This is a genomic window from Nonomuraea sp. MTCD27 (assembly GCF_041950495.1).
GTDB lineage: Bacteria > Actinomycetota > Actinomycetes > Streptosporangiales > Streptosporangiaceae > Nonomuraea.
The window spans coordinates 314809-336739 of the sequence record NZ_JBGNUW010000006.1 but is presented as its reverse complement, the minus strand read 5'-3'; the positions used below and the strand labels follow the sequence as shown (position 1 = coordinate 336739).

General features: G+C 74.3%; 18 protein-coding genes. 8 read left to right on the top strand and 10 right to left on the bottom strand.

What is annotated here, in order from left to right; genetic code table 11:
- The first annotated feature begins 140 nt into the window (after window positions 1-140).
- From ACBJ59_RS20445 to ACBJ59_RS20435, 3 genes are read left to right on the top strand one after another with little or no spacing between them, the layout of a single operon-like run.
- A complete protein-coding gene (locus ACBJ59_RS20445) occupies window positions 141-902 on the top strand; it encodes a carotenoid biosynthesis protein (protein ID WP_375111800.1) in 762 nt (253 codons plus the stop codon).
- A complete protein-coding gene (locus tag ACBJ59_RS20440; protein ID WP_375111799.1) occupies window positions 890-2329 on the top strand; it encodes a phytoene desaturase family protein in 1440 nt (479 codons plus the stop codon). The genes ACBJ59_RS20445 and ACBJ59_RS20440 overlap by 13 nt, the downstream gene beginning before the upstream one ends.
- Window positions 2326-3441 carry a glycosyltransferase gene (locus ACBJ59_RS20435; protein WP_375111798.1) on the top strand — a complete coding sequence of 372 codons (1116 nt, stop codon included), beginning with the start codon at window positions 2326-2328 and terminating at the stop codon, window positions 3439-3441. The genes ACBJ59_RS20440 and ACBJ59_RS20435 overlap by 4 nt, the downstream gene beginning before the upstream one ends.
- Here ACBJ59_RS20435 and ACBJ59_RS20430 read toward each other — a convergent pair.
- Window positions 3392-3988: a glycerol-3-phosphate acyltransferase gene (locus tag ACBJ59_RS20430; RefSeq protein WP_375111797.1), complete on the bottom strand. Its 597-nt coding sequence runs from the start codon at window positions 3986-3988 to the stop codon at window positions 3392-3394. The genes ACBJ59_RS20435 and ACBJ59_RS20430 overlap by 50 nt on opposite strands.
- Here ACBJ59_RS20430 and ACBJ59_RS20425 point away from each other — a divergent pair.
- Window positions 3963-4700 (top strand): spheroidene monooxygenase, encoded by a 738-nt coding sequence (locus ACBJ59_RS20425; protein WP_375111796.1) that lies wholly within the window; start codon window positions 3963-3965, stop codon window positions 4698-4700. The genes ACBJ59_RS20430 and ACBJ59_RS20425 overlap by 26 nt on opposite strands.
- Window positions 4701-4705: 5 nt before the next feature.
- Here the strand turns inward: ACBJ59_RS20425 and plsX are convergent, their stop codons facing one another.
- Genes plsX through ACBJ59_RS20405 form a run of 4 tightly spaced genes read right to left on the bottom strand, consistent with a single transcriptional unit; the run spans window position 4706 to window position 8677 of the window.
- Window positions 4706-5680 (bottom strand): phosphate acyltransferase PlsX, encoded by a 975-nt coding sequence (gene plsX / locus ACBJ59_RS20420; RefSeq protein WP_375111795.1) that lies wholly within the window; start codon window positions 5678-5680, stop codon window positions 4706-4708.
- Window positions 5677-6576, bottom strand: a complete 900-nt coding sequence (locus tag ACBJ59_RS20415; RefSeq protein ID WP_375111794.1) for a phytoene/squalene synthase family protein — start codon at window positions 6574-6576, stop codon at window positions 5677-5679. Before ACBJ59_RS20415 ends, plsX begins: the two co-directional genes overlap by 4 nt.
- Window positions 6573-8027: a phytoene desaturase family protein gene (locus ACBJ59_RS20410; protein WP_375111793.1), complete on the bottom strand. Its 1455-nt coding sequence runs from the start codon at window positions 8025-8027 to the stop codon at window positions 6573-6575. Before ACBJ59_RS20410 ends, ACBJ59_RS20415 begins: the two co-directional genes overlap by 4 nt.
- Window positions 8024-8677: a polyprenyl synthetase family protein gene (locus tag ACBJ59_RS20405; RefSeq protein ID WP_375111792.1), complete on the bottom strand. Its 654-nt coding sequence runs from the start codon at window positions 8675-8677 to the stop codon at window positions 8024-8026. The genes ACBJ59_RS20410 and ACBJ59_RS20405 overlap by 4 nt, the downstream gene beginning before the upstream one ends.
- Window positions 8678-8942: 265 nt before the next feature.
- Here ACBJ59_RS20405 and ACBJ59_RS20400 point away from each other — a divergent pair, with 265 nt between their 5' ends.
- Both ACBJ59_RS20400 and ACBJ59_RS20395 read left to right on the top strand, forming a co-directional pair.
- Window positions 8943-9401, top strand: a complete 459-nt coding sequence (locus ACBJ59_RS20400; RefSeq protein WP_375111791.1) for a DUF2867 domain-containing protein — start codon at window positions 8943-8945, stop codon at window positions 9399-9401.
- 104 nt (window positions 9402-9505) lie between these two features.
- Entirely contained in the window at window positions 9506-11047 is a 1542-nt protein-coding gene (locus ACBJ59_RS20395) for a family 43 glycosylhydrolase (protein ID WP_375111790.1), read from the top strand.
- Here ACBJ59_RS20395 and ACBJ59_RS20390 read toward each other — a convergent pair.
- From ACBJ59_RS20390 to ACBJ59_RS20380, 3 genes are all read right to left on the bottom strand, one after another.
- A complete protein-coding gene (locus tag ACBJ59_RS20390) occupies window positions 11044-15489 on the bottom strand; it encodes a caspase family protein (protein WP_375111789.1) in 4446 nt (1481 codons plus the stop codon). The genes ACBJ59_RS20395 and ACBJ59_RS20390 overlap by 4 nt on opposite strands.
- A 244-nt stretch (window positions 15490-15733) precedes the next feature.
- Window positions 15734-16978 carry a C39 family peptidase gene (locus tag ACBJ59_RS20385; RefSeq protein WP_375111788.1) on the bottom strand — a complete coding sequence of 415 codons (1245 nt, stop codon included), beginning with the start codon at window positions 16976-16978 and terminating at the stop codon, window positions 15734-15736.
- An 87-nt stretch (window positions 16979-17065) separates the two neighbouring features.
- On the bottom strand, window positions 17066-18088 hold the full coding sequence (locus tag ACBJ59_RS20380; RefSeq protein WP_375111787.1) for a S66 peptidase family protein: 1023 nt from the start codon (window positions 18086-18088) through the stop codon (window positions 17066-17068).
- A 138-nt stretch (window positions 18089-18226) separates the two neighbouring features.
- Between ACBJ59_RS20380 and ACBJ59_RS20375 the strand changes: the two genes are divergently transcribed.
- Window positions 18227-18919 carry an adenylate kinase family protein gene (locus ACBJ59_RS20375; protein ID WP_375111786.1) on the top strand — a complete coding sequence of 231 codons (693 nt, stop codon included), beginning with the start codon at window positions 18227-18229 and terminating at the stop codon, window positions 18917-18919.
- A 163-nt stretch (window positions 18920-19082) separates the two neighbouring features.
- Window positions 19083-19553: a S26 family signal peptidase gene (locus tag ACBJ59_RS20370; protein WP_375111785.1), complete on the top strand. Its 471-nt coding sequence runs from the start codon at window positions 19083-19085 to the stop codon at window positions 19551-19553.
- Here the strand turns inward: ACBJ59_RS20370 and ACBJ59_RS20365 are convergent.
- Both ACBJ59_RS20365 and ACBJ59_RS20360 read right to left on the bottom strand, forming a co-directional pair.
- Window positions 19487-21403, bottom strand: coding sequence for an ABC transporter ATP-binding protein (locus ACBJ59_RS20365; RefSeq protein WP_375111784.1), 1917 nt, complete (start codon window positions 21401-21403; stop codon window positions 19487-19489). The genes ACBJ59_RS20370 and ACBJ59_RS20365 overlap by 67 nt on opposite strands.
- Window positions 21400-21927, bottom strand: coding sequence for a TlpA disulfide reductase family protein (locus ACBJ59_RS20360; RefSeq protein WP_375111783.1), 528 nt, complete (start codon window positions 21925-21927; stop codon window positions 21400-21402). The genes ACBJ59_RS20365 and ACBJ59_RS20360 overlap by 4 nt, the downstream gene beginning before the upstream one ends.
- Window positions 21928-21931: the final 4 nt, after the last annotated feature.

Here is a 21931-nt window from a genome sequence, read left to right as displayed (position 1 = left end):
GTCATCGGTCGACGATCCTTGTCCTGATGCTCGCACCGCCGTGGTGATCACTTGACGCCCGGCAGGGCACGTGCATCGATGTGCACGGCCACTCCGGAAGACAGGGCGTGGAACGGACTCCGAGCCGACGGGTGACAGGCGTGGCCCGCACGCCGGCACGCGCGCTGGGCGTGGTGTTCCTTCTGGCGATGACGGGCTCCCAGGTGGCCTCCGGGCTGGATGCGCGGCCGGAGCGGTTCACGGCACTGATCGTGGTGTCGCTGGCGGCGTGTGCCGTCGCCTTCGCCGCCGCCGCGTGGGGGCCGCGCAGGGCGGTGGCCGCGTTCGGCTCGGCGGTCCTGACCGGGTACGCGGCCGAGGTGATCGGGGTGCTGACCGCGTTCCCGTTCGGCGACTACCGCTACAGCGACGTGTTGTGGCCGCAGGTGGGCGGCGTTCCGGTGGTGGTGGCGCTGGCTTGGGGCGGCATGGGACTGGCGGCGTACGCGGTGGCGGCCGCCGTGGCGCCGGCCGGCGGGTGGGCGCGGGTGTGCGTGGGCGCGGGCGCGCTGACGGCGTGGGACCTGTTCCTCGACCCGCAGATGGTCCGCCTCCACTTGTGGACGTGGGCGGAGAACGGCGTCTACCGCGGCGTCCCGCTGAGCAACTTCGCCGGCTGGCTGCTGGTGTCGACGCTGGTCATGCTGGTCGTCGGGCGCATCTGCGGTGACGCCGGGCCGGGACGGGGACTGCTCGTGCTGTACACGGTCATGGCGGTCATGGAGACGGTCGCTTTCGCCGCCGTGTTCGACCCGCCCGACCCACTGGTGGCGCTGGCCGGAGCGGTCACGATGGGGGCGTTCGCGGCGCCGGCCTGGAGGCGGGCCTGGAGGCCGGCATGGAGGCGGGCATGGCCGAGGTGACGGTGATCGGCGGCGGAGTGGGCGGCATGGTGTGCGCGCTCCTGCTGGCCCGGCAGGGGCACGAGGTACGGCTGTACGAGCGGTTGCCGCGGCTGGGCGGCAAGCTGGCCGAGCACCGCCGTGAGGGGTTCACCTTCTCCCTGGGACCCTCGCTGCTCACCATGCCGGAGCTGTTCCGGGAGCTGGGGCTGGAGCGCGAGCTTGTCGAGCCGCGGCTGCTGTGCCGCTACCGGTTCGCCGATGGCGCGGTGCTGGACGCTCGGCGGGACCCCGGGCGGATGGCCGCCGAGGTGGAGCGGCTGTCCCAGGGGGAGGGCCGGGCCTGGCGCGCCTTCCACGACTGGGCACAGGGCTGCCTGCGCGCGGCGCACCGTACCGTCTTCGCAGGTCCGCTGGTCCGGCCGCCGGGCGAGGCCCGGTTGTCCGACCTGCTGGCCGTGTCGCCCGCGCGCACGCTGGACGGGCTGGCCCGCCGCTACTTCCGCGACCCCCGCCTGCGGCAGTACGTCGGCCGCTACGCCACCTACGCGGGATCGAGCCCTTACCGCGCGCCCGCCGCGCTGGGCTGCGTCCCGGCCCTGGAGCACGGGCAGGGCGTCTGGTACGCGCCCGGCGGCCTGGCCCGGCTGGCCGAGGACCTGGCCCTGCTGCTGAAGGCCGCGGGCGTGCAGGTGTTCCTGTCCGAGCCGGTCGCCGCCGTCGAGGCCGGCGGCTCGCGGATCACGGGGGTGCGGCTGGTGAGCGGCGAACGCGTCCGGGCCGACGTCGTGGTGGCCAACACCGACGCCGCCGCGCTGTACGGACGTCTGCTGCCCGATCGCCGGCGACTGCGCAGGATCGCCCGGCTCGGGACCTCGTCGTCGGCGCTGCTGATCCTGGCCGGGGTGGAGGGGCGCACGCCCGGGCTGCCGCATCATTCGGTGCTGTTCTCGGCCGACTACGAGCGGGAGTTCGCCGACATATTCGACCGCGGGAGCCCGCCGCGCGACCCCACCGTCTACGTCGGCTGCTCGGCCGTGGACGACGCCTCCCAGGCTCCGCGCGGGGCGGAGAACTGGACGATGCTCGTCAACGTGCCCGCCCGCGACCCGGGCCGGTGGCCGATCGGGGTGGAGGCGTACCGGGATCTGGTGCTGGAGCGGCTGGCCGAGCGCGGCCACGACCTGGCGGGCCGGTTGCGCTTCGCCGACGTCTTCACCCCGGCCGACCTGCGCGACCGCTACGGGGCCTGGGGCGGAGCCATTTACGGCAGCGCCTACCGCGGCAGGCTGGCGTCCTTCCTGCGTCCCGGCAACCGGGGCCCGCGGCGCGGCCTGTACCTGGTCGGCGGCTCCGCGCACCCGGGCGGCGGCCTGCCCATGGTGGCGATGGGCGCGCGCATCGTGGCCGGGCTGGTGGCGCGGGACTTCCCGGCCGGGGCGCGATGAGGCCGCTCACCGCCGCGCAGGCCGTCGCGGCCGCCGTCGTGGCTGCCCGGCTCGCCCGCGGCCGGCGGCGGCTGCCCGCGCTCCGGCCCCGCCCGGCCGCCGGCGTGACGATCTCCGTGGTGGTTCCCGCCCGCGACGAGGCGGCCAGGATCGGGCCGTGTCTGCGCGCCGTGCTCGCGGACCCCGCCGTCGTTGAGGTGATCGTGGTCGACGACGGCTCCCGCGACGGCACGGCCGAGGTGGCGGCCGGGCTGGGAGCCAAGGTCGTCACCGCCGAGCCGCTGCCCGGTGGCTGGGTGGGCAAGCAGTGGGCGCTGCGCCAAGGGGTGGCCGCCGCCGGGGGCGAGGTGGTGGTGACGCTCGACGCGGACGCCCGGCCCGCGCCCGGCCTGTTCGGCGCGCTGGCGGCTGCCCTGGAGCGGTACGACCTGGTGAGCGCGGGCCCTCGGTTCGTCTGTGACGGGGTGCTGGAACAGGCGCTGCACGCCTCCATGCTGGCGACGCTCGTCTACCGGTTCGGGCCCGTCGGCCCGGCGAGACCGCCGCCGCCGCACCGCGTCGTCGCCAACGGCCAGTGCATGGCCTTCCACCGGGCCCGGATGACCGAGGTGGATGGCTTCGCGCAGATACATGACCGGATGACCGACGACGTGGCGCTCGCCCGATGCCTGGCCCGGCGCGGCTGGTCGGTGGGTTTCCTGGACGCCGGCGGTCTGCTGGAGGTCGACATGCACGACTCGGTGGGCGAGCTGTGGCGTGAGTGGGGCCGTTCGCTGCCGCTGCGCGACGTGACCGGGCCCGGATGGCAGGCGGCCGACCTGGCCGTCATCTGGCTGACCGGAGCGCTGCCCGTGCTCCGCCTGGCCGCCGGCCGGCCCACCGGCCTGGACGTGGCGCTGCTGGCGGTCCGGGTGCTGCTGGCGGGCGCGCTGCGCGGCAGCTATCGGGAGCCCGGTGCGGGCTTGTTGTTGTCGCCGCTGCTCGATCCCGCGTCCGCGTTCCGGCTGACGCAGGCCACGCTGCGACCCGTACGGACCTGGCGCGGGCGGACGTATCCGGACGTCAGCGGCGGCGCGCGGCCAGCGCGGCCTGGCCGAAGCGCAGCCCGATGAGGCACATCAGCCCTCCGGTGGCCGCCACCTGCTCCGCGGGCGCGAACAGCAGTTGCAGCACCGGCACGCCGAACACGGCAACTCGCGCTCCCGCCGCGAACGAGCGCAGCGCCGGCCCGGCCACCGCCAGCACGGCCACCGCCAGCACGAACGCCGGCGGGCAGATGACCGCGATGCCGCCCACGAAGGTCAGAACGGAGCGGCCGCCCCGGAACGCGGCGAAGAGCGGCCACGCGTGCCCGGCCATGGCCGCCGCCACGGCCAGATACACCGGCACCGCGCCGGCCCCCGTCACCACGCCCAGCCCGGTGGTATGGGCACCGCTGACCAGCAGCCCGGCCAGCGCGGCCAGCGCGCCCTTCAGGATGTCGCCGGCGAACACCGGCACCGCGGCCCGCCGGCCGAGCTGCTCCTTGACGTTCCAGTACCCCGGGTTGCGGTCGCCGACCTCGCGCGGATCGACGCCGTGCACGCGCGCCACCAGGACCGCGACCGGCACCGAGCCGAGCAGGTAGCCGGCGATGACCGACACGAGCTCCTCACCCATCGCCTCGTTCCACCTCATCCGGTACGACACCGCGGGCGCGATGAAGCACATGGCCTTCGACCGGCCGCTCCTGCGGCACACCGGCGGACTGCTGTTCTGGCGGCTGCTCGGCACCGGCCGGGGCCGTGCCATGTCGCTGGGCGCCGACCTGCACCGGTGGGCGCTGTTCGCGGTCTGGCGCCGGGAAGACGATCTCGACGCGTTCCTGCGCGCCTCGCCGATCGCGGCCCGATGGCGGGCGGAGGCGAGCGAGAGCTGGCAGGTGCGGCTGGACCGGGTCGCCTCGCGCGGCGCCTGGTCGGGACGCGACCCGTTCGCCGCCATGCCGGCCGGGCGCGGCGGCGGAGAACGGCCCGCGACGGCCTGTCCCGAGGGCGGCGGGGGACCTGTCGCCGTGCTCACCAGGGCGTCGATCCGGCCCGGCCGGCTGGTCGCCTTCTACCGGTCGGTGCCGGCGGTCGACGAGCTGCTGCGGCGGCAGGACGGCTGCCTGGCCTCGATCGGCATGGGCGAGTGGCCGCTGGCCCGGCAGGCCACCTTCTCGCTGTGGCGCGACCGCCAGGCGGTGCGTGCCTTCGCCTACCAGGGGCAGGCCCACCAGCGGGTCATCGAGCGGGTACGAGCGCACGAGTGGTACGCGGAGGAGCTTTTCGCGCGCTTCACCCCCTATGCCAGCGAGGGCACCTGGGACGGGGCCGACCCCCTGCGCTGAGGATGTCATGTCACCGGCTCCGCCGCCGCGGCCTCGACGCCGGCCACCGGGTCCTGCCCCGCCAGCGCGTACGCCACCGAGCACGCCCGGGCGATCGTGGCCGCCGGGGAGGAGCCGTGCGCGACGACCACGCTGCCGCGCAGGCCGAGCAGGACGGCGCCGCCGTGGGTCTCCGGGTCGTAGCGGCGGGCCACCTCGGCGAGCCGGTCCGGGGAGGCGATGCCGGCCTCGGCGACCATGGCCAGCGCCGTGCGGACGCAGCCCTCGACGTTCTTCAGCACCACGTTGCCGGTGAAGCCGTCCGTGACGATCACGTCCACCGCGCCGGTCAGCACATCGTGGCCCTCGACGTTGCCGTGGAAACGCAGCGGCAGATCGGCGAGCAGTTCCGCGGCCCGGCGGGTCAGCCGGTTCCCCTTTCCCGGCTCGGAGCCGATCGACAACAACCCCACCACCGGGTCCGCACGGCCGAGGACCGCCCGCGCGTACCCCACGCCCAGCAGGGCGAACTGGGCCACCATGGCCGGGCTCGGATCCGCTGTCGCGCCCGCGTCCACGAGCACGCTCGCCCCGCCCGCCAGCGAGGGCAGAGCCACCGCCAGGGCGGGCCGAAGCACGCCTCCGGACCGGCCGATGCCGCGCGACGCGCACGCGACCACCGCGCCGGTGGAGCCCGCCGACACGAACGCTCCTCCCTCCCCCCGGCTGACCAGCTCGCAGCCCACCGCGAGGCTGGAGGCCGCGCGCGCCACGGCGGACGCGCCGCGCTCGGCCATCGGAACCGCGTCGCCGGCGTGCACCACCGCGATCTCGCCCGCGGCGCCGTGCCGGCGCAGCTCCCCGATAACGCGCGGTTCGTCGCCGACCAGGACGACCGGCACGCCGTGCGCCCGCCGCGCCGCCACCGCGCCGGCGACCGTCTCGGCCGGCCCGTGGTCGCCGCCCATCGCGTCCAGGACCACGGGCCGCACGGCGGTCACGGAAGCTCCACGCGGACGCGGCGCTCGGCCCTGCTCGCCCCGGCGGAGTCGAGCAGCCGGCGGGCGAACACGGCCGCCCTGCGCCGCCGCGGCACCCGAACCCGGCCGGCCAGGACCTCGAACCCGCGGCGCTCGATCTCGTCCAGGATGCCGCCGTACAGGTCGACGGCGGCGTGCAGGCACGGCTGGGAGGACGGCACGAGCAGGCGGATGCCGTCGGCGGCGGCGCGGTAGTGCTCACGGGCGCGCCCGGCCTCGAACGCGAGCAGTTCCCGTACGGCCCGCCCGGTGCGGGAAGCGCCCAGCGCGGCCGGTTCGACGCCGAACTTGTCCAGGTCCTCCATCGGCAGATAGACGCGGCCCCGGGCGAAGTCCTCGCCGACGTCCCGCAGGAAATTGGTGAGCTGGAAGGCCAAGCCGAGCTGGCGGGCGGGCTCGCGGGCCGCCTCCTCGCGGCCGGGCGCCGGCTCCAGCACCGGCAGCATCATCGTGCCGACGGCGGCGGCCGAGCCCGCCATGTAGCCGAGCAGGTCGTCATAGGTCGCGTACCGCGTCACCGACAGGTCGGCGCGCATCGACGCGAGGAAGGCGCCGATGTCGTCGTGGCCGATGCCGAAGGACTGCACGGTGTGCAGGAACGCGGGCAGCACCGGGTCGTCCGCCCGCGCCCCCGCAAGTCCCGCCGCCACCCTGGCGGCCAGCGCGTCCAGTGCGCCGGCCCGGTCGGCGGTCATCGTGACGGAGTCGACGATCTCGTCGGCGTAGCGGGCGAAGCCGTACAGCGCGTGCACGTGCCGCCGCTTCCACTGTGGCAGCAGCCGGGTGGCCAGGTAGTAGGAGCGGCCGTAGCGGGCGTGGAGCCGCCGGCAGTTCTCGTAGCTGGCGGTGAGCGTCAACGGGTCTCCTTCAGGATGCGCTCGGCGGCGAGCCGGCCGGAGATCAGCACCGGCGGCACCCCGACTCCGGGCGCGGTGTACATGCCGGCGAAGTGCAGGCCGGGCACCCGCCGGGCGACGGCGGAGGGCCGCAGCCACGCCGTTTGCGTGAATCGGTGGTCCAGCGCGAACGGCGTGCCCGCGCTGTGCCCGCGCGCCGCCCAGCCGGGCGGGTCCAGCACCAGCCGGGGCGCACCCGCGAGATCGCCGTACCCGAGCTCGGCCATCCGGCCGAGCAGCCGCGCCTCCACCTCCGGGCGCAGCCGGTCCCAGTCGGCGCGTTCGAGGTTGGGCGTGGGTTCCAGAACGCTGAGCGTGGCGTGCCCGTCCGGCGCGGCCTCGCCGTCCGGCTCGGGGCAGGTGACCAGCAGGCTCGGGTCCGGCTGCGGCCGGCCCGCCGCCAGCGCGGCGAACGTCTCCCGCCAGGCCCGCCCGAAGTGCAGCGTGTGGTGCGCCTGGCCGGACCGGGGACGCTCCAGGCCGGCGTGCATCACCAGGCAGGACGGGGAGTGGCGGGGGCGACGCAGCCGCCAGTCCTCGGCCAGGGCGGGCAGCAGACGCCGGGCCGCCAGCCGGTCGCAGGCCACGACCACGTGACGCGCCAGCAGCCGCTCGCCGTCCTCCAGCAGGACGCCGGTGACGCCGCCGCCGTCCGTCTCCACCCGGCGAGCGCGCACGCCGTACCGCATGCTCGCGCCCAGCTTCTCCAGCAGCGCCGCCATGGCGGTCGGGATGGCATGCATGCCGCCGCGCTCGGGGAAGTACACGCCGCCGACGGTGTCCATGTGGGCGACGACGGCGTAGATGCCCAGCGCGCGTTGCGGCGACAACCCCACGTACATGGCCTGGAACGTGTGAGCCCTGATCAGCCGGGGGTCGGTCAGGTGACGGGCCGCCAGGCGGTCCAACCGGCGGAAGCCGCCCAGCGCGGCCAGCCGCAGCAGCGCCGCCGGTCGGGCCAGGCCGCGCAGCCGCGTCATGTCCGCGTCGATGAACGCCGGCCACTCCACCCGGAACAGCTCGTCGAGCAGCCGTCGGTACCGCTCGTAGCGCGCGGCCTCCGCGGGCCCGCACACCGTGCGCACCTGCTCGGCCATCGCCTCGCGGTCCGCCGGCACGTCCAGCCGCGACCCGTCGTCGAACACCATCCGATACGACGGATCCAACCGGCGCAACGGCAGCCAGTGCCGCAGCTCCTCCCCGGCCGCTCCGAAGACCTCGGCGAGCACGCCCGGCATGGTCAGCACCGACGGGCCGGTGTCGAAGCGGTAGGCCCCCACGCGGGCGGTGCCGCAGCAGCCCCCCGGCTCGTCGAGGGCCTCCACCACGATCACCTGGCGGCCGGCCGCAGCCAGGCGGACAGCCGCCGCCAGGCCGCCCAGCCCCGCTCCGACCACCACCACCGGGCTCATCGAGGCCCTCCTTCGGCGCACAGGGTCGCCAGCTCGGCCAGTGCCTGCCTGACCTCGGGCGGGCTGCCGGGCGGCCGGTCCAACCCGGCGATGTCGTCGAGGAGCGGGCTGCCGGTCCGCCGGCGGGCCTCGGCGAGCAGGAAGGTCGCCTTGCCCTGCAGCAGGTCCGCCCCGGCGGGCTTGCCCGTCCTGGCCGGGTCCCCGAACACGCCGTTGACGTCGTCCCTGAGCTGGAGCGCCTCCCCCAGCGCCGGCGCGTACGCGCTCAGCAGCCGGCGCGTCCGCGGGCAGCCACCGGCGACGGCATGACCGAGATGCAGGGGCCGCTCCACCGTGTACACGTCGAGCGCGGCCCCCAGACGCGGCCCCGTCTCCAGCGGCGCCGCGGCGTGCACGAGCTCCACGGTGCAGGCCGCGGGCAGCACTTCCGCCGGCCGCTCGCCGCCGGCCGCCCGGAAACCCCAGGAGACGAACGTGGGCCGCAACCTCTTGCCGCCGTTCAGGACGAACTCCACCAGGAACGCGCGCACCAGCTCGACGTCCGGGTCGTCCAGGAAGCCGAGCCGCTCCACCTGTTCGTCGAGCAACCACGCCAGGTGCCGGTCGACCAGTTCGCGGACCTGGTTGTTCCGCGAGGTCACCGTGTTCATGCACGCAGCTCCTTCTGTCACTGTGAAAGCCTTCGCAGGAGGAGCGGGACCGGTCGCACACGATCCGGAACGCCTCTTCACGGTAACCATCGGACGCCGGTTTCCGAACGGGACACGCCCGCATGCGCCTCGGAGGAGCTTCGCAACGTGCCGGCCGGCCTCACCCATCCGTCCCAGGGCCTTGGCGCTCCGGGAGGAACCCCGCCTGCGGCGCTTGCGTACGCTGCCGTACAGTACGTTCCATACGGCACCGTATGGAGGCGTCATGAGAACCCCCGTGTACTGGTCGTCGGCCCTCGAGGACATTCCCGCGCCCGACTACGCCGACATGACGATCGGGGTGCTCCCGGCCGGCGCGCCCGAGGACCCGCGCGCCTGGGCGGAGGGCATCTTCTCGCCGGCCGCCATGCCTCGCTGGGTCCTCGCCGCCATGGCGGTGCGCCAGGCCGTCGTGCCGCTGCTCGGCATCCGGCGGGCGCCTCGGGACACGTTCCGGGTGGAGCGGGTCGAAGGGGAGGAGGCGCTCATCGTTGCGGATGACCGGCATCTCGACTTCCGCTGCGGGGTGGCGGTGGACGCGGCGACCCGGCTGGTGCGGGTCACGACGACGGTGCGGCTGAAGGGCTGGCGCGGCCGGGTGTACTTCTGGCCGGTACGCCTGGCGCACCCGATCGTCGTCCACGCGATGCTCCGATCAGCCCAGCGACGCCTCGCCACGGCCTGAAGCGAACAAGCGGGTGGAGGCGGCGACTCTTCGGACCGGCGCCTTCGGGTCAGCGCGTGCCCACCTACGCTGTTAGGCCGAAGCCCGTCCCTGTGGAGAGTTGAATGATCCGTAACCCCGTGCTGCCCGGTTTCCACCCTGACCCGTCCATCCTGCGGGTCGGTGACGACTACTATCTGGCCACCTCGACCTTCGAGTGGTACCCGGGTGTCCGCGTCCACCACTCGCGTGACCTGGTCAACTGGCGCCCGCTGGGCGGCATTCTGGGCGAGCGGAGGCTGCTGGACCTGTCCGGGGTGCCCGACTCGGGGGGTGTCTGGGCGCCGGACCTGACGTACGCGAACGGGCTGTTCCACCTGGTCTACAGCGTGATGGACACCTACGCGCACGGGTACAAGGACGTCGCCAACTACCTGACCACCGCGCCCGCGATCGAAGGGCCCTGGTCGGATCCGGTCAGGCTGCCGGGGCGCGGGTTCGACGCCTCGTTGTTCCATGACGAGGACGGCACCACGCACCTGCTGTACATGGTCTTCGACTCCCGTCCCGGGCGCGGGTTCGCCGGGATCGAGCTGCGGCCGCTGGCCGGGGGCGGCGAGCCGCGGCTGATTCTGGAGAACCGGAGCATCACGGAGGGGCCGCACGTCTACCGGGTCGGCGGCTGGTACTACCTGATGGTGGCCGAGGGCGGCACCGGCTACGAGCACCGCGTGAGCGTGCTCAGGTCCCGCTCGCTGGAGGGCCCGTACGAGGACGACCCGGCCGGGCCGATGCTCACCGCCGCCCACGATCCCGGCCTGGAGCTGCAGAAGGCCGGGCACGGCTGCCTCGTGCGGACCCAGGACGGCGAGTGGTACCTCGCCCACCTGGCCGCCCGCCCCTACACGCCGCGCGGCCGGTGCGTGCTGGGGCGGGAGAGCGCCATCCAGCGGGTCGAGTGGGTGGACGGTTGGCCCCGGGTGGCCGGGGGAGTGCCCGCCGTCGAGGTGCCCGCGCCCGCCCTGCCACCGCATCCGTGGCCGGCGCCCGCCCTGCCACCGCACCCGTGGCCGGCGCCCGCCCTGTCGCCGCACCCGTGGCCGGTGGCCGACGACTGGAGCACCCTGCGCCGGCCGGCCTCGCCCGACTGGGTGACCTTCGACGACGACGGCGGGGTGACGATCACGGGCGGGCAGTCCCCGTACGGGCGGCGCGCCCCCAGCCTGGTCGCCCGCCGCGTCACCGGCACGAGGTTCACCCTGGAGACGAGCGTGACGTTCGAGCCGGGCACCGTGCACCAGTCAGCCGGGATCACCGCCTACTACAACTCCCGCAACTGGTACCACCTCGCGCTCACCACCGACGGCCTGGTCCTGACCGGCAGCGACCGGGGCGCCCGCACCGTGCACCACACTGCGCACCTCACGGCCGGGCCGGCGACCAGGCTCGGGCTCGAGTTCGACGGCCCCGTGCTGCGCTTCTCGTGCGACGGCGAGACCCTGCCCGTGGAGCTGGACGCCACCATCCTGTCCGACGAGTACGCCGACGAGATCATCGACGGCCAGATCCGCTCCTTCGGCTTCACCGGCGCCTTCGCCGGCCTGTGGGTGCAGGACCTGGCCGGCGAGGGGTGCCGGGCCACCTTCCGGGACACGACCTACCGTTAGCCGCCCGGGGTCGGGGTCGAGGTCGAGGCGGTGCAGGGCGGGGCGTACGGGCGGCCGGGGAGGTGCCGGGCCCACTCGGCCCGGGTGATCGAGGTGCCGGCGGCCTCGCAGACGTTCGCGCTCGCCTGTTCCACGTTCAGCGCCCAGAGCTGGACGGCGCTGCCGGACGTGCCGGCCAGCACGGTGCCGTCCGGGCCGAGCTCCACGTCGCCGGCCCCCGCGGTCCGGTCGGCGAACACGGCCCAGAGCGTGGGGGCGGCGAGGTCGACCACGTTCCAGACCCGGACGGTCCCGTCCTGGGCGGCCGTGGCGAGCGTGCGGTCGTCGGCGCTGAAGGCGACCCCGGTCACGTCGCCGGATTGCGCCGGCAGGTCCGACAGGCGCCTGGGCTTCGCGGGGGTGGTGACGTCCCACAGGCGGGCCGTGCCGTCCGACGACGCCGTGGCCAGCGTCTTGCCGTCCTTGCTGAACCGCAGGTCGAGCACGCCGCCGGAGTGGGCGGAGAAGGTCTCCAGCGACTGCGGGTCGGCGGGCTTCGAGATGTCCCAGAGCCGTACGGAGGAGGTGCCGGAACCGGTGGCCAGGACCTTGCCGTCCGGGCGGAAGGCGGCCACGTTCATCCGCCGGTCGGCGACCCCGAGCGCCGTGAGCTGCTTGGGGCTGGCGGGCGTGGCCACGTTCCACAGCAGCGTCCTGCCGTCGAGTCCGGTCGTCGCGACCATCTTCCCGTCCCCGCTGTACGCGGCCGCGCGCACGCCGTCGGTGTGACCCGTCAGCGTGCCCAGGAGCTTCGGGCTCTCGGGCGCGGAGACGTCCCAGATCCTGGCCGTCTTGTCCAGGGAGGCGGTGACCAGGCGGGTGCCGTCGGGGCTGAACGCGGCCCCCATGACCTGGCCGGTGTGCTCCGTCAGGGTGGACTGCGGGGCGGACACCGCCGGGTCGGCGATGTCCCAGAGCCGGACGGTCCTGTCGTCGGAGGCGGTGGCGAGCACGCGGCCGCTCTTGGCGATCGCCAGCCCGTTGACCTGGCCGGTGTGCCGGGCGAGGCGGGCGCGGGGGGCGACGCGGGCGGCGTTGGAGACATTCCACAGGCGGGCGACGCCGTCGGTCGCGGAGGTGGCCAGGTTCTGGCTGTTCGGGCTGAACGCCACCCCCGTCACCGCGTCGGGGAACCCGGCCAGCGTGGCGGTGAGCTCGGGCTGCGCCGGGTCCTCCACGCTCCACAGACCGACGGTGGCATCGGCGGAGGCGCTGGCCAGGACGTTGCCGTCGGCGCTGAACGCGACGTCGTCCACGGCGGCGGAGTGCCCGCTCGCGGTGCCGGCGAGCTTGGCCGCGGTGATGTTCCACACCTCGACCTTCCCGGTGCCGGAGGACGTGGCGAGGTGGCGGCCGTCGGGGGCGAACGCGACGCTCCGGACACCGCCCTCCGACGAGGTCAGCGTCGCCAAGCTCGTCGGCTTCGCGGGGGTCAGCACGTCGAGGAGCGTGATCGTGCCGCCGGTGGCGGTGACCGCGAGCAGGCGGCCGTCCGGGCTGAAGACCGCCCTGGTCAGGTCGGTCTCCTGGCGCAGGATGGAGAGCGCGCTCGGCTTGGCCGTGTCCTTGATGTCCCACAGGCGCGCCGTGCCGTCGTTGGACGAGGTGGCCAGGATGCCGCCCTTGGGGCTGAACGACACGGAGCCGACCTGCTCCTTGTGGCCCTTGATCGTGGCCAGGGCGCGTGGGGCGGCGGTGTTGGAGACGTCCCACAGCCGGGCCGTGCCGTCGGCGGACCCGGTCGCCAGGATCTTGCCGTCCTGGCTGAACGCCACCGCGACCACGCCGCCCGTGTGCCCCTTCACGACGCCCAGGCTCGTGGGGCGGAGGGGGTCGGCGACGTTCCAGAGCCTGGCGGTGGAGTCGCCCGAGGCGGTGACGGCCACGCGGCCGTCGGGGCGGTAGACCACCCGCTCGACCGGCGCGGTGTGGCCGATCATCCGGGCGCCGACCGGGCGGGAGAGCGAGCCGAGTAGCGCGCCGCGGGCCTCCGGGGTGGCCGAGACGCGGTAGGCGGCCAGGGCGAGCTGGGATCCGAGCGAGGTGTCCTGGGCGGCGTTGGCGGCCGCGGCCACCTGGCGGGAGAGCGCCTGGTCGCGCAGCGCGGTCGCGTTGCCGGCCAGGGTGCTCGCCTGCCTGCTCTGGAGGAGGGCCACCACCCCGCCCGCCGCCGCCACGAGGAGGAGCAGGGTGAGGGTGGCGATGGCGCCGCGGGCGATCAGGGAGCGGCGCCGCTGCCGCCGGCGGGACGCGGCGAGGAACTCCCGCTCGACCGGCCCGATCCCGCCCACGGGCTGGACTGCCACCCCGGACGCGGGTGGATCGCCGGTCACGGCCGCCTCGGCGGTCGCGAGGCGGTCGTCGGCGTACAGGTACGCGGTGCCCTGCCCGTCCCGGTGCCACATCTCCGCGTCCTCGGCCAGCCGCCGCCGCACGAGCAGCCCGGCCCGGTTCGTCTCGGCCCAGCTCGCGAGCCGGGGCCAGGCGCGGATGAGCGCTTCGTGGGCGATCTCCGCCTGGTCCCCGTCCACCGTGACCAGCCGCGCGCGGACGAACTCCGCCAGCACCTGCCCCTCGACGGACGCCGTACCGGAGCTCAGCTCGGCGACCGGAACCCGCCCGCGCATGCCGCCGCCCTGCTCGTCCACGTGGACCAGCCGGACCAGCAGGCCGCGCGCGACCGGCTCGAACTCCGCGCCGAGCCGCCGCAGCGTCTCCTCCCCGCTCATCGCCACCGCCCGCGCGACGCCGCCGGCCGCGCGGTAACCGGCCATGGTGAGCACCCCGCCGGAACGCTTCTGCCAGGTCGCCAGCAGCGCGTGCGAGAGCTTCGGGAGCAGGTCGTCGTCCAGCGCCTGGAGGTCCTCCAGGACGAGCTCGGCGAGCCCGGGTTCGAGGGACAGCCCGGAGCGGATCGCGGGCTCGTCGATCACCCGGAGCAGCTCGGCCCCGGACATGGGAGCGACGATCTCGGGCCGCCGCATCGTCTCCAGCAGCCCGGGGTAGGCCGCGCAGCGGCCGAAGAAGTCGCCCCGGACGGCGATCACCACCGCCGCCGAACGGGACAGCTCGGTGAGCGCCTCGACGAAGCGCCGCCGGGCCGCCTCCTCGGCGCAGTGGGTGAACAGCTCCTCGAACTGGTCCACCACCAGCAACGTCCGCGCCGGCAGCCCGCGCCGGGCCGCGCCCGGGTCCGACTCGATGACCGCGCGCAGCCGCTCGGGGTCGCCCCCGCCCAGCGCGGCCAGCTCGCGCGCCAGCCTGGCCGTCGGCTGCGCGCCGGGCGTCAGCACGAGGCAGCGGCCGGGCTCGTCCCCCAGCGCGGGGATCAGGCCGGCACGCAGCAGCGAGGTCTTCCCGCAGCCCGACGGGCCGGTGACGATGAGCGGGCCGCCGGCCTCGAACGCCTGCTTCCCGATGACCACCGGCGGCCCGGCGGACCGGAACGCCTGGCGGACGCGCGTCAGCAGCGACCGGGTCGGCTCCTCGCGGCCGAAGAACAGGTCGGCGTGCTCGGTCCCGTAGGCGGCCAGCCCACGGTAGGGGCTGTTCAGGTCGCCGGGCGAGGTCATCGGTGGCCCCGACCTGGTGGTGGGCGCGTCGTGCGCGGGGTTGACCGCGAGCGGCGGCAGCTCCTTGAGCTCGCCGGCCTGCCGCCGCGGGCGCGGGAAGCCGGCGACGGGCAGGGCGCGCGCCAGGTGGTGGTGGACGTGGTCCAGGGTGAACGTCGCCGGCCCCGCCGGGTCGCCCTCGTTCAGCAGCCGGAGCAGCCCCCCGCTGAGCGCCGTGTGCCGGACCCCGGGCAGCGCCCAGGAGTTCTCGTCCTTGCTCGACGACGCCAGCACGTACGCCCCGGGCCAGTCGAGCGTCTGCTCCATGGCCTTCGCCGGCACCGGCCGGGCGCCCCCGGTGAAGCAGCAGTCCAGGACCACGACGACGAGGTCGGCCCGCGACGAGGACAGGATCTGGCGCACCACCGAGTACGGCAGCGCCTGGTAGCCGGGCGGCCCCTGCCCCAGGTCCACCGTGGCCCGCGTGGCCAGGTGCAGCTCGTTGTCGGGGCTGAACACCCCATGCCCGACATAGTGGAACATCAGGACGCTGGTCGCCTCGCGCGCCACCCGGTCCAGGGCCTCGCCCAGGTTGGCCGGGGTGGCCGGGTCGAGCACCGTGGTCAGGCTCGCCGGTGCCAGGCCCGCCCGCTCGACCAGGCACTGGCCGACGTCGGCGACGGTCGCCGGGACGGCGCGCGCCTCGGGCAGGCGCGAGGCTGGACGGTGCGTCCCCGTGCCCGCGACCAGCACCCGGGCACCCTCGGACGCGAGGAGCAGGGGTGGAGTGTTCCGCCGGAGAGGTCGCACGAGCCGGGTCTTCTCGAGCGTCGTAGATTCGTCCTCGGTCATACGGCGCTCCACGGCAGTGGGGAGTCGATCGGGGGAAGGTCGCGGTGCACGGCGACCCCCCGACCGGCGCATGCAGCGACGGGAACGCGGGATACCCCCCGTTTCCCGGTTGTTAGGGTACGCACCTCTTGGCCGGGCGTCGAGTGCTCGGTCAACTTCGGAGCGCCACAATACGGATGACCGATCACCGTACCGAGGGGCAGAAGATGGCATATGGCCGAGCTCCGCGCGACGGCCTGGAGGGTCACCAGTTGGCGGGCAGGCCCGGCGTCGTGGCCGGCAGGGCGTGGTCCGGCGGGTGGATGACGTACGCCACGCCGCCGCTGCTGGAGCTGCGCAGCCACACGTTCTCGAAGTCGGCGCGCGGATAGACGTGCCGTACGGCCGAGTTGCTGGGGGAGGCCGGGTCGTTGGCGATCACGTCGCCGGTCGAGGTGAAGCCGACGATCGCCATGAGGTGACCGTTGGTGCCGTAACCGGCGCCGGGCAGCTCGCCCTTCTTGAACGACTGCGAGGTGATGACCGGGACGCCCGCCTTGACGAGCAGCTCCAGCTCGGTCAGCGACCGCAGCCGCGTGACGAACCCGTCCAGCCCGTATCGTCCGGCGTAGGCGGTGTTGAACGGCCAGTTGCCCGCGCCCTGGTAGGCGTGGTCGTAGGTGTAGCGGGCGGCGTAGTCGACCTCGGGGTTCGGGTCGGAGGGATCGACCCAGGAGGTGTCCTGTGCGCTCGGCCACTTGTCCCAGTAGCCCAGCACCATGGTCGTCGAGGTGGGGCTGCACCACGCCTCGCCGCCGCCGTCCCATTCGGGGTAGTGGCCCTGGTGGACGTTCTGGGAGCGGCGCGGCACCGCCAGCTCCGTGCCCCACGCGCCGCCGCCGGGGCTGACCGGCACGGTCTTGCGCTCGGGCACGTTGGAGCTCATCACGCCGGACGTACGCACGCGGGGCGTCACCGACGAGCCCGGCGTCCGGTAGAGGGTCAGGCGGAGCTGGTAGCCGCTCATGGGCTTGCCCGCCGCGGCGACCAGCGTGTCCACGGCCACCGAGGCGTCCGCGTCACCCTGGTTCGGCACCGAGGTGCGCAGGATGTCACCTTCGGCGTAGGACCAGCGCCCCAGGGAGTACCACTTGGTCAGGCCTTCCGCGTTCCGGCCGCGGGCCTCGACCTGCAGCCAGCTCCCCGGCGGGACGTCCGCGGTCCAAGAGGCGATCAGCTCGGTGGCCGGGAAGCCGATGTCCCGCTCCGGGCCGGTCCAGCGGGCGTACTCCCAGGTCTTGGTGCCCAGGGCGTCGGTGTGGGAGATCGTCCCGGCGGCGGAGCCGAACGACAGCCCGCTGCCGGACGTCGTGCCCTCCGGGGTGCCGGAGGAGAAGTCGGCCCGCTGGAAGACCACGTCGGGGGTGGCCGCGGCCGGTTTGGCGCCGGCGGGGGAGGTAACGGTCGTGACCAGGGCGAGGGCGGACAGGAACACGATCAGCGCGCGCATGGACCCACCTTCTCGGAAGGCGCTCGGTGCGGCCGACATTAGGCGCAGCGGGCCGGCAAAGCATCGGGAAATCTACGTATCAGCGCCTCAGCCGAGGGTCTGGGTGAGCTCGTTCCGGTCCGCGGTGCACACGAGCCGGCCGCGGGCGCCGTTCACGATCGGCAGGTACGGCGGCACGTGCCCGCACTCGACGTCGGCGACGATCGGCACGCCGAGCCCGCCCAGCGCGTCGAGGACGGCCTCGTGCTGGGTGAGCCCCGCCGTGCCGGGGGCGTTGGTGCGGCCGACGAGCACGGCGTTCGCGCCGGTGAAGAAGCCGGCCAGGCGCATGCCGTGCAGCTGGCGGCAGACGTCGCCCGCGTCGTGCCCGCCGGCCTCCACGTACACCAGGAGCCCGTCCGGCGCGGCGGCCCGGGCGAAGGCGGGCACGTCGGCGTACGGCGTGCCGGCGACGTCGGACAACGTCTCGACGCAGCCCCCGATCAGCCGCCCCTCGGCCAGCACGTCGCCGTCACCGTCGAGCCGCCGCCACCGGCCGGGGGTGTCGAGCGTGAACTCGTTCACCTCCGGTGCCGTCCGGTAGTCGTCCCAGCCCTGCGCGCGGTGCCGGTTCGGCGGGACCTGGGTGAACGTCGTGCCCGGGGCCATCGTCACGATGTCGAGCCAGGTGAGCAGCCCTTCCGGGGCGCGGTAGGGGGTGTCCATCCGGTTGTTGCCGTGCACGGTGGCGACGCCGGTGAGCAGGGTCAGGGGCGTGATGATCGTCGACATGTCCGAGAACCCCACGACCCAGGTCGGCTCGGCCGCGCGCAGGGCGTCCCAGTCGAGCAGGGGCAGCAGGTCGATCGCGGTCTGCCCGCCCCACGGGGGCACGACGGCCTTGACGGCGGGGTCGGTGAGCAGGCCCGTCAGCTCGCGCGCGCGGTCGGCCGCCGGTGCGCTGACGTGCCCCGTCCCGTCCATGCACGAGCCGACGATCACCTCGTACCCGCGGGCTTCGACCGTACGGATCGCCACGTCGAGGCGGGCTCGCAGGCCGCCGTCCACACCGGCGGAGGGGGCGGTGACGCCGATCCGGTCACCGGGACGAAGGGGGGCGGGGTATCTCATACCGAAGGATCTTGGCATGCCTGTCGCCCCCGTTTCATCGGCTCCGTGCCACCACACCACACGCATCTTCCCAGGCATGAACACCAGATGGGAGGGTGACGATTCTCAGGACATGAAACAGCCCCCGGGAAGTGGGACATGCGGAAATACGTGATCATGGGCGTACAGGGGAGCGGCAAGGGCACGCAGAGCGCCCTGCTCGCCGCCGACCTCGACCTGGTGCACATCAGCGTCGGCGACATCTTCCGCTGGCACGTCAAGAACCACACCAAGCTCGGCGCCCAGGTCCGGCGCCTGGTGACCGCGGGGGAGCTGGTGGGCGACGACCTGGTGGAGGACGTGGTCAGGGACCGCCTGCAACTGCACGACTGGAACTACGGATTCGTCATCGACGGCTTCCCGCGCAACCGCCGCCAGGCGGAGTTCTTCCTGGAGAGTTACGACCTCGACGGGGTGATCCACCTGGACCTGCCCGACGCGGAGGTACGCCGGCGCGTCCTGGCCCGGCGGCTCTGCTCGCGCTGCGGCATGGACTACAACCTCATCGCCCACCGGCCGGAGCAGGAGGGCCGGTGCGACGTGTGCGGCGGGGAGCTGGTGAGCCGCGAGGACGACACCCCGGACGCGCTGGCCCGGCGGCTGAGCGACTACCACAGCAAGGTCGACCCGGTGCTGGAGCTGTTCAGGCGCAAGGAGTACGTCATGACCATCGACGCCCGCGCCGACAAGGCCACCGTCCAGCGCACCATCCGCACCCGCTTCAACCTCCCGCCGTACCTTCCCGCCCAGGTGGACACCGCCGCGCTCAGCGAGCAGCCGGGTGGCCGCTGATCACCGGGCTGCTCGCTCACGGTTCGAAGGCCACGACTGACGCGTGTGCTCGTGTGTGGACCGCGTTCATCCCCGCCACCGATGTGGTGCGGGTGTACACCGTAGCGACAGTGGGCGCTAGTGTCGGCAGTCCACTGGTGATGATCGACTTGGGAGGGTCCCTGTGCGGCGCGTCATGATCCTGCTGGCCCCGATCGTGGCTTTGGCCGCCGGGCTGGTCGTCGCCCGGCGTCGCTTCGTCATCGTCCGGATCAGCGGGGCGAGCATGCTGCCGACCTACCGCACCGGCGACCGGGTGCTCGTCCGCAGGACCGCAGGGGCGGGTGTCAGGCGCGGCCAGGTCGTGGTGCTGCAGACGGTGCTGCCCGGGGGACGGTGGCGTACCGGGCCGCTGCCGCAGCCGGGGGCGGCCAGGTGGTTCATCAAGCGCGCGGTGGCCGTGCCGGGTGATCCGGTTCCCGCCCAGGTCATGGCTCGCGTAGGGGCGTCGCCGGGTGACACGGTGCCGGCGGGCCGGCTGGTCGTCCTCGGTGACGGGCCGGTCAGCGAGGATTCGAGGGCGTGGGGTTACGTGCCCGTCGACCGCGTGCTCGGCGTCGTCGTCCGCGGGCTCGCCCCTTCGGGCGAATCCTGAAGGTCCGGGACGGCCGGCGAGCTCCGGGAGCCCGTCGGCTCGTAGCCCCGAGCCTGCAGGGTGAACAGCTTCGCGTACTGCCCTCCCAGCGCCATCAGCTCGGTGTGGGAGCCACGCTCGGCGATCCGCCCCTCGGCGAGGACGACGATCACGTCCGCTTCTCGCACCGCGCCCAGCCGGTGCGAGATCAGCAGGCTGGTCCGCCCCGCCCGGTGGCGGCGCAGGCTCTGATGGATGGCGTGCTCGGCCTGCGCGTCCAGGCCGGAGCTCGGCTCGTCGAGCACGAGCAGGTCCCGGCCCTCGCGCATCAGGGCGCGGGCCAGGGCGAGGCGCTGCCACTGCCCGCCGGACAGCACCACCCCGGCCTGGGGGTCGTCCCGGTCGCCGAAGAAGATCCGGCTCAGCAGCGTGTCGTAGCCCCGCGGCAGCCCGTCGATCGTCTCGTGGACGCCGGCCAGCCTGGCGGCGGCCTCGACCCGGTCCCGGTCGTCGACCGCCGCGACGTCGCCGAGCCCGATGTTCTCGGCCGCGCTCAGGTCGTAGGACATGTAGTCCTGGAACACCGCGCCGATGCGGCCGCGCAGCTCGGCGGGATCCATCTCCCGCAGGTCGACGCCGTCCCAGCGGATGGACCCGCGTACCGGGTCGTACAGCCTGCAGATCAGCTTGACCAGGGTGCTCTTGCCGACACCGTTCAGCCCGACCAGGGCGAGGGAGCCGCCCCGGGGGATGAACAGGTCGACCCCGCGCAGCACCCACGGGTGCGCGTCGTCGTACCGGAACCACACGTCGCGCACCTCGATGCCCTCGCGCAGCGAGGGGACGGGGCGCGGATGCCGGGGGACGGGCAGGTCGGGCGCGTCGGCCACGACGTCGAGGTAGTGCCCGAACATCAGCAACGCGTTGTGCGCATCGGCCGACTGCGCGACGACCGACGTGAGCGCGGACTGCACCCCGGCGACGGCCGCGACGAACACGGCGACGTCGCCGACGCTCAGCGCGCCCGACGCGGCCCCGGTGATCGCCCAGAGCAGGCCGAGCGCGGCGACGGCCGCCCCGATCAGCGACAGCGACCCCTGGGTACGCAGCGTCCTGCGAGCCAGCCCCTGCTCGGCGGCGTTGACCGCGCGCAGCTCGCCCAGCATCCTGGCGCGCAGGAAGTCGCCGAGGCCGAACAGCCGGATCTCCTTGGCCGCGTCGGGGCTGGTGAGCAGGTTGGCGAAGAAGATCTGCCGCCGGGTCCCCGCACTGACGCCCCACATCATCCCGGCGCGACGCCGGGACAGGTCGAGCTGGGCGCGGACCGAGGGGATGGCGGAGAGCGCCACGACGAGGATCATCCCCGGAGCCAAGGCCGCCAGCGCCGCGGTGAATCCGGCTAGGGTCACGGCTCCCTGGGCGATCCCCAGGCAGGAGCGGACGATCCGCTGCGGCGCGTTCTGGCCGGCCTCCTGCGCCAGGCGTACCTGGTCGTGGAAGACCGGGTTCTCGAACCGGCTCAGCCCCGGGTGGGCGTTGACGGCCTGGAACAGGCGGTCCTGGATCAGCACCTGGAGCGCGCGGCGCAACTGCTCCTGGGCGTACTCCGCGACCGGGGGCAGGGCCGCACCCGCCAGGCCGGTCACGGCGAGAGCCACGCCCTGCGGGAGCAGCTCGGCGGGGCCCGCCCCGGCCGCCAGGCCGTCGAGAACGAGCTTGATCAGCCACGCGGTGACCACCGGGACCAGGCCCATGAGCAGCACCGTGGTCCCGGATGCCAGTACGGCGGCCGGGTGCGCCCGCCAGGCCAGCGCCGCGGCCGCGCGAAACCGCCGCCGGGCGGTGCCGCCGTGCCCGGCAGGAGAGGTCATCGGCGGGTGGCCGCCGGCAGCCGGCCCGGGGCGGTGTCGGCGGCCACGACCACCGCGTCACCGTCGACCAGGTAGAAGCTGGGGAACTGGGAGACCTGCAACGCCCGGCTCACCGGCCCGCCCATCGGCTCGAGCACGACGGTGACCGAGGTCAGCTCGCGGGTGAACCGCCGGGCCTCGTCGGGGTCGCCGGTGACCACGGCCAGCACGCGTTCGGGGCGGGTGTCGGCCAGGTAGGACGTGAACTCCGGCAGCCGCTCGTGGCAGGACGCGCACTCGGTGGAGAACACCGCCACCACGGAGGGCCCCGAGAAGAACGCGCGCGACACGGTCTCCCCGCCGACAGCGGTCGCGCTGAAATCGCCGAGCGTCGTTCCCGGCTGCACCAGCGGGGCACGCGTCGGCCCCAGCTCCGCCAGCCGCAGCGTGTGCTCGCGCAGGCGGCGGATCACCGCCAGGGTCAGCACCAGATCCACCAGGCACAGCAGTCCGACGACGATGACGGCGGCGACGAGATACGGCATACGA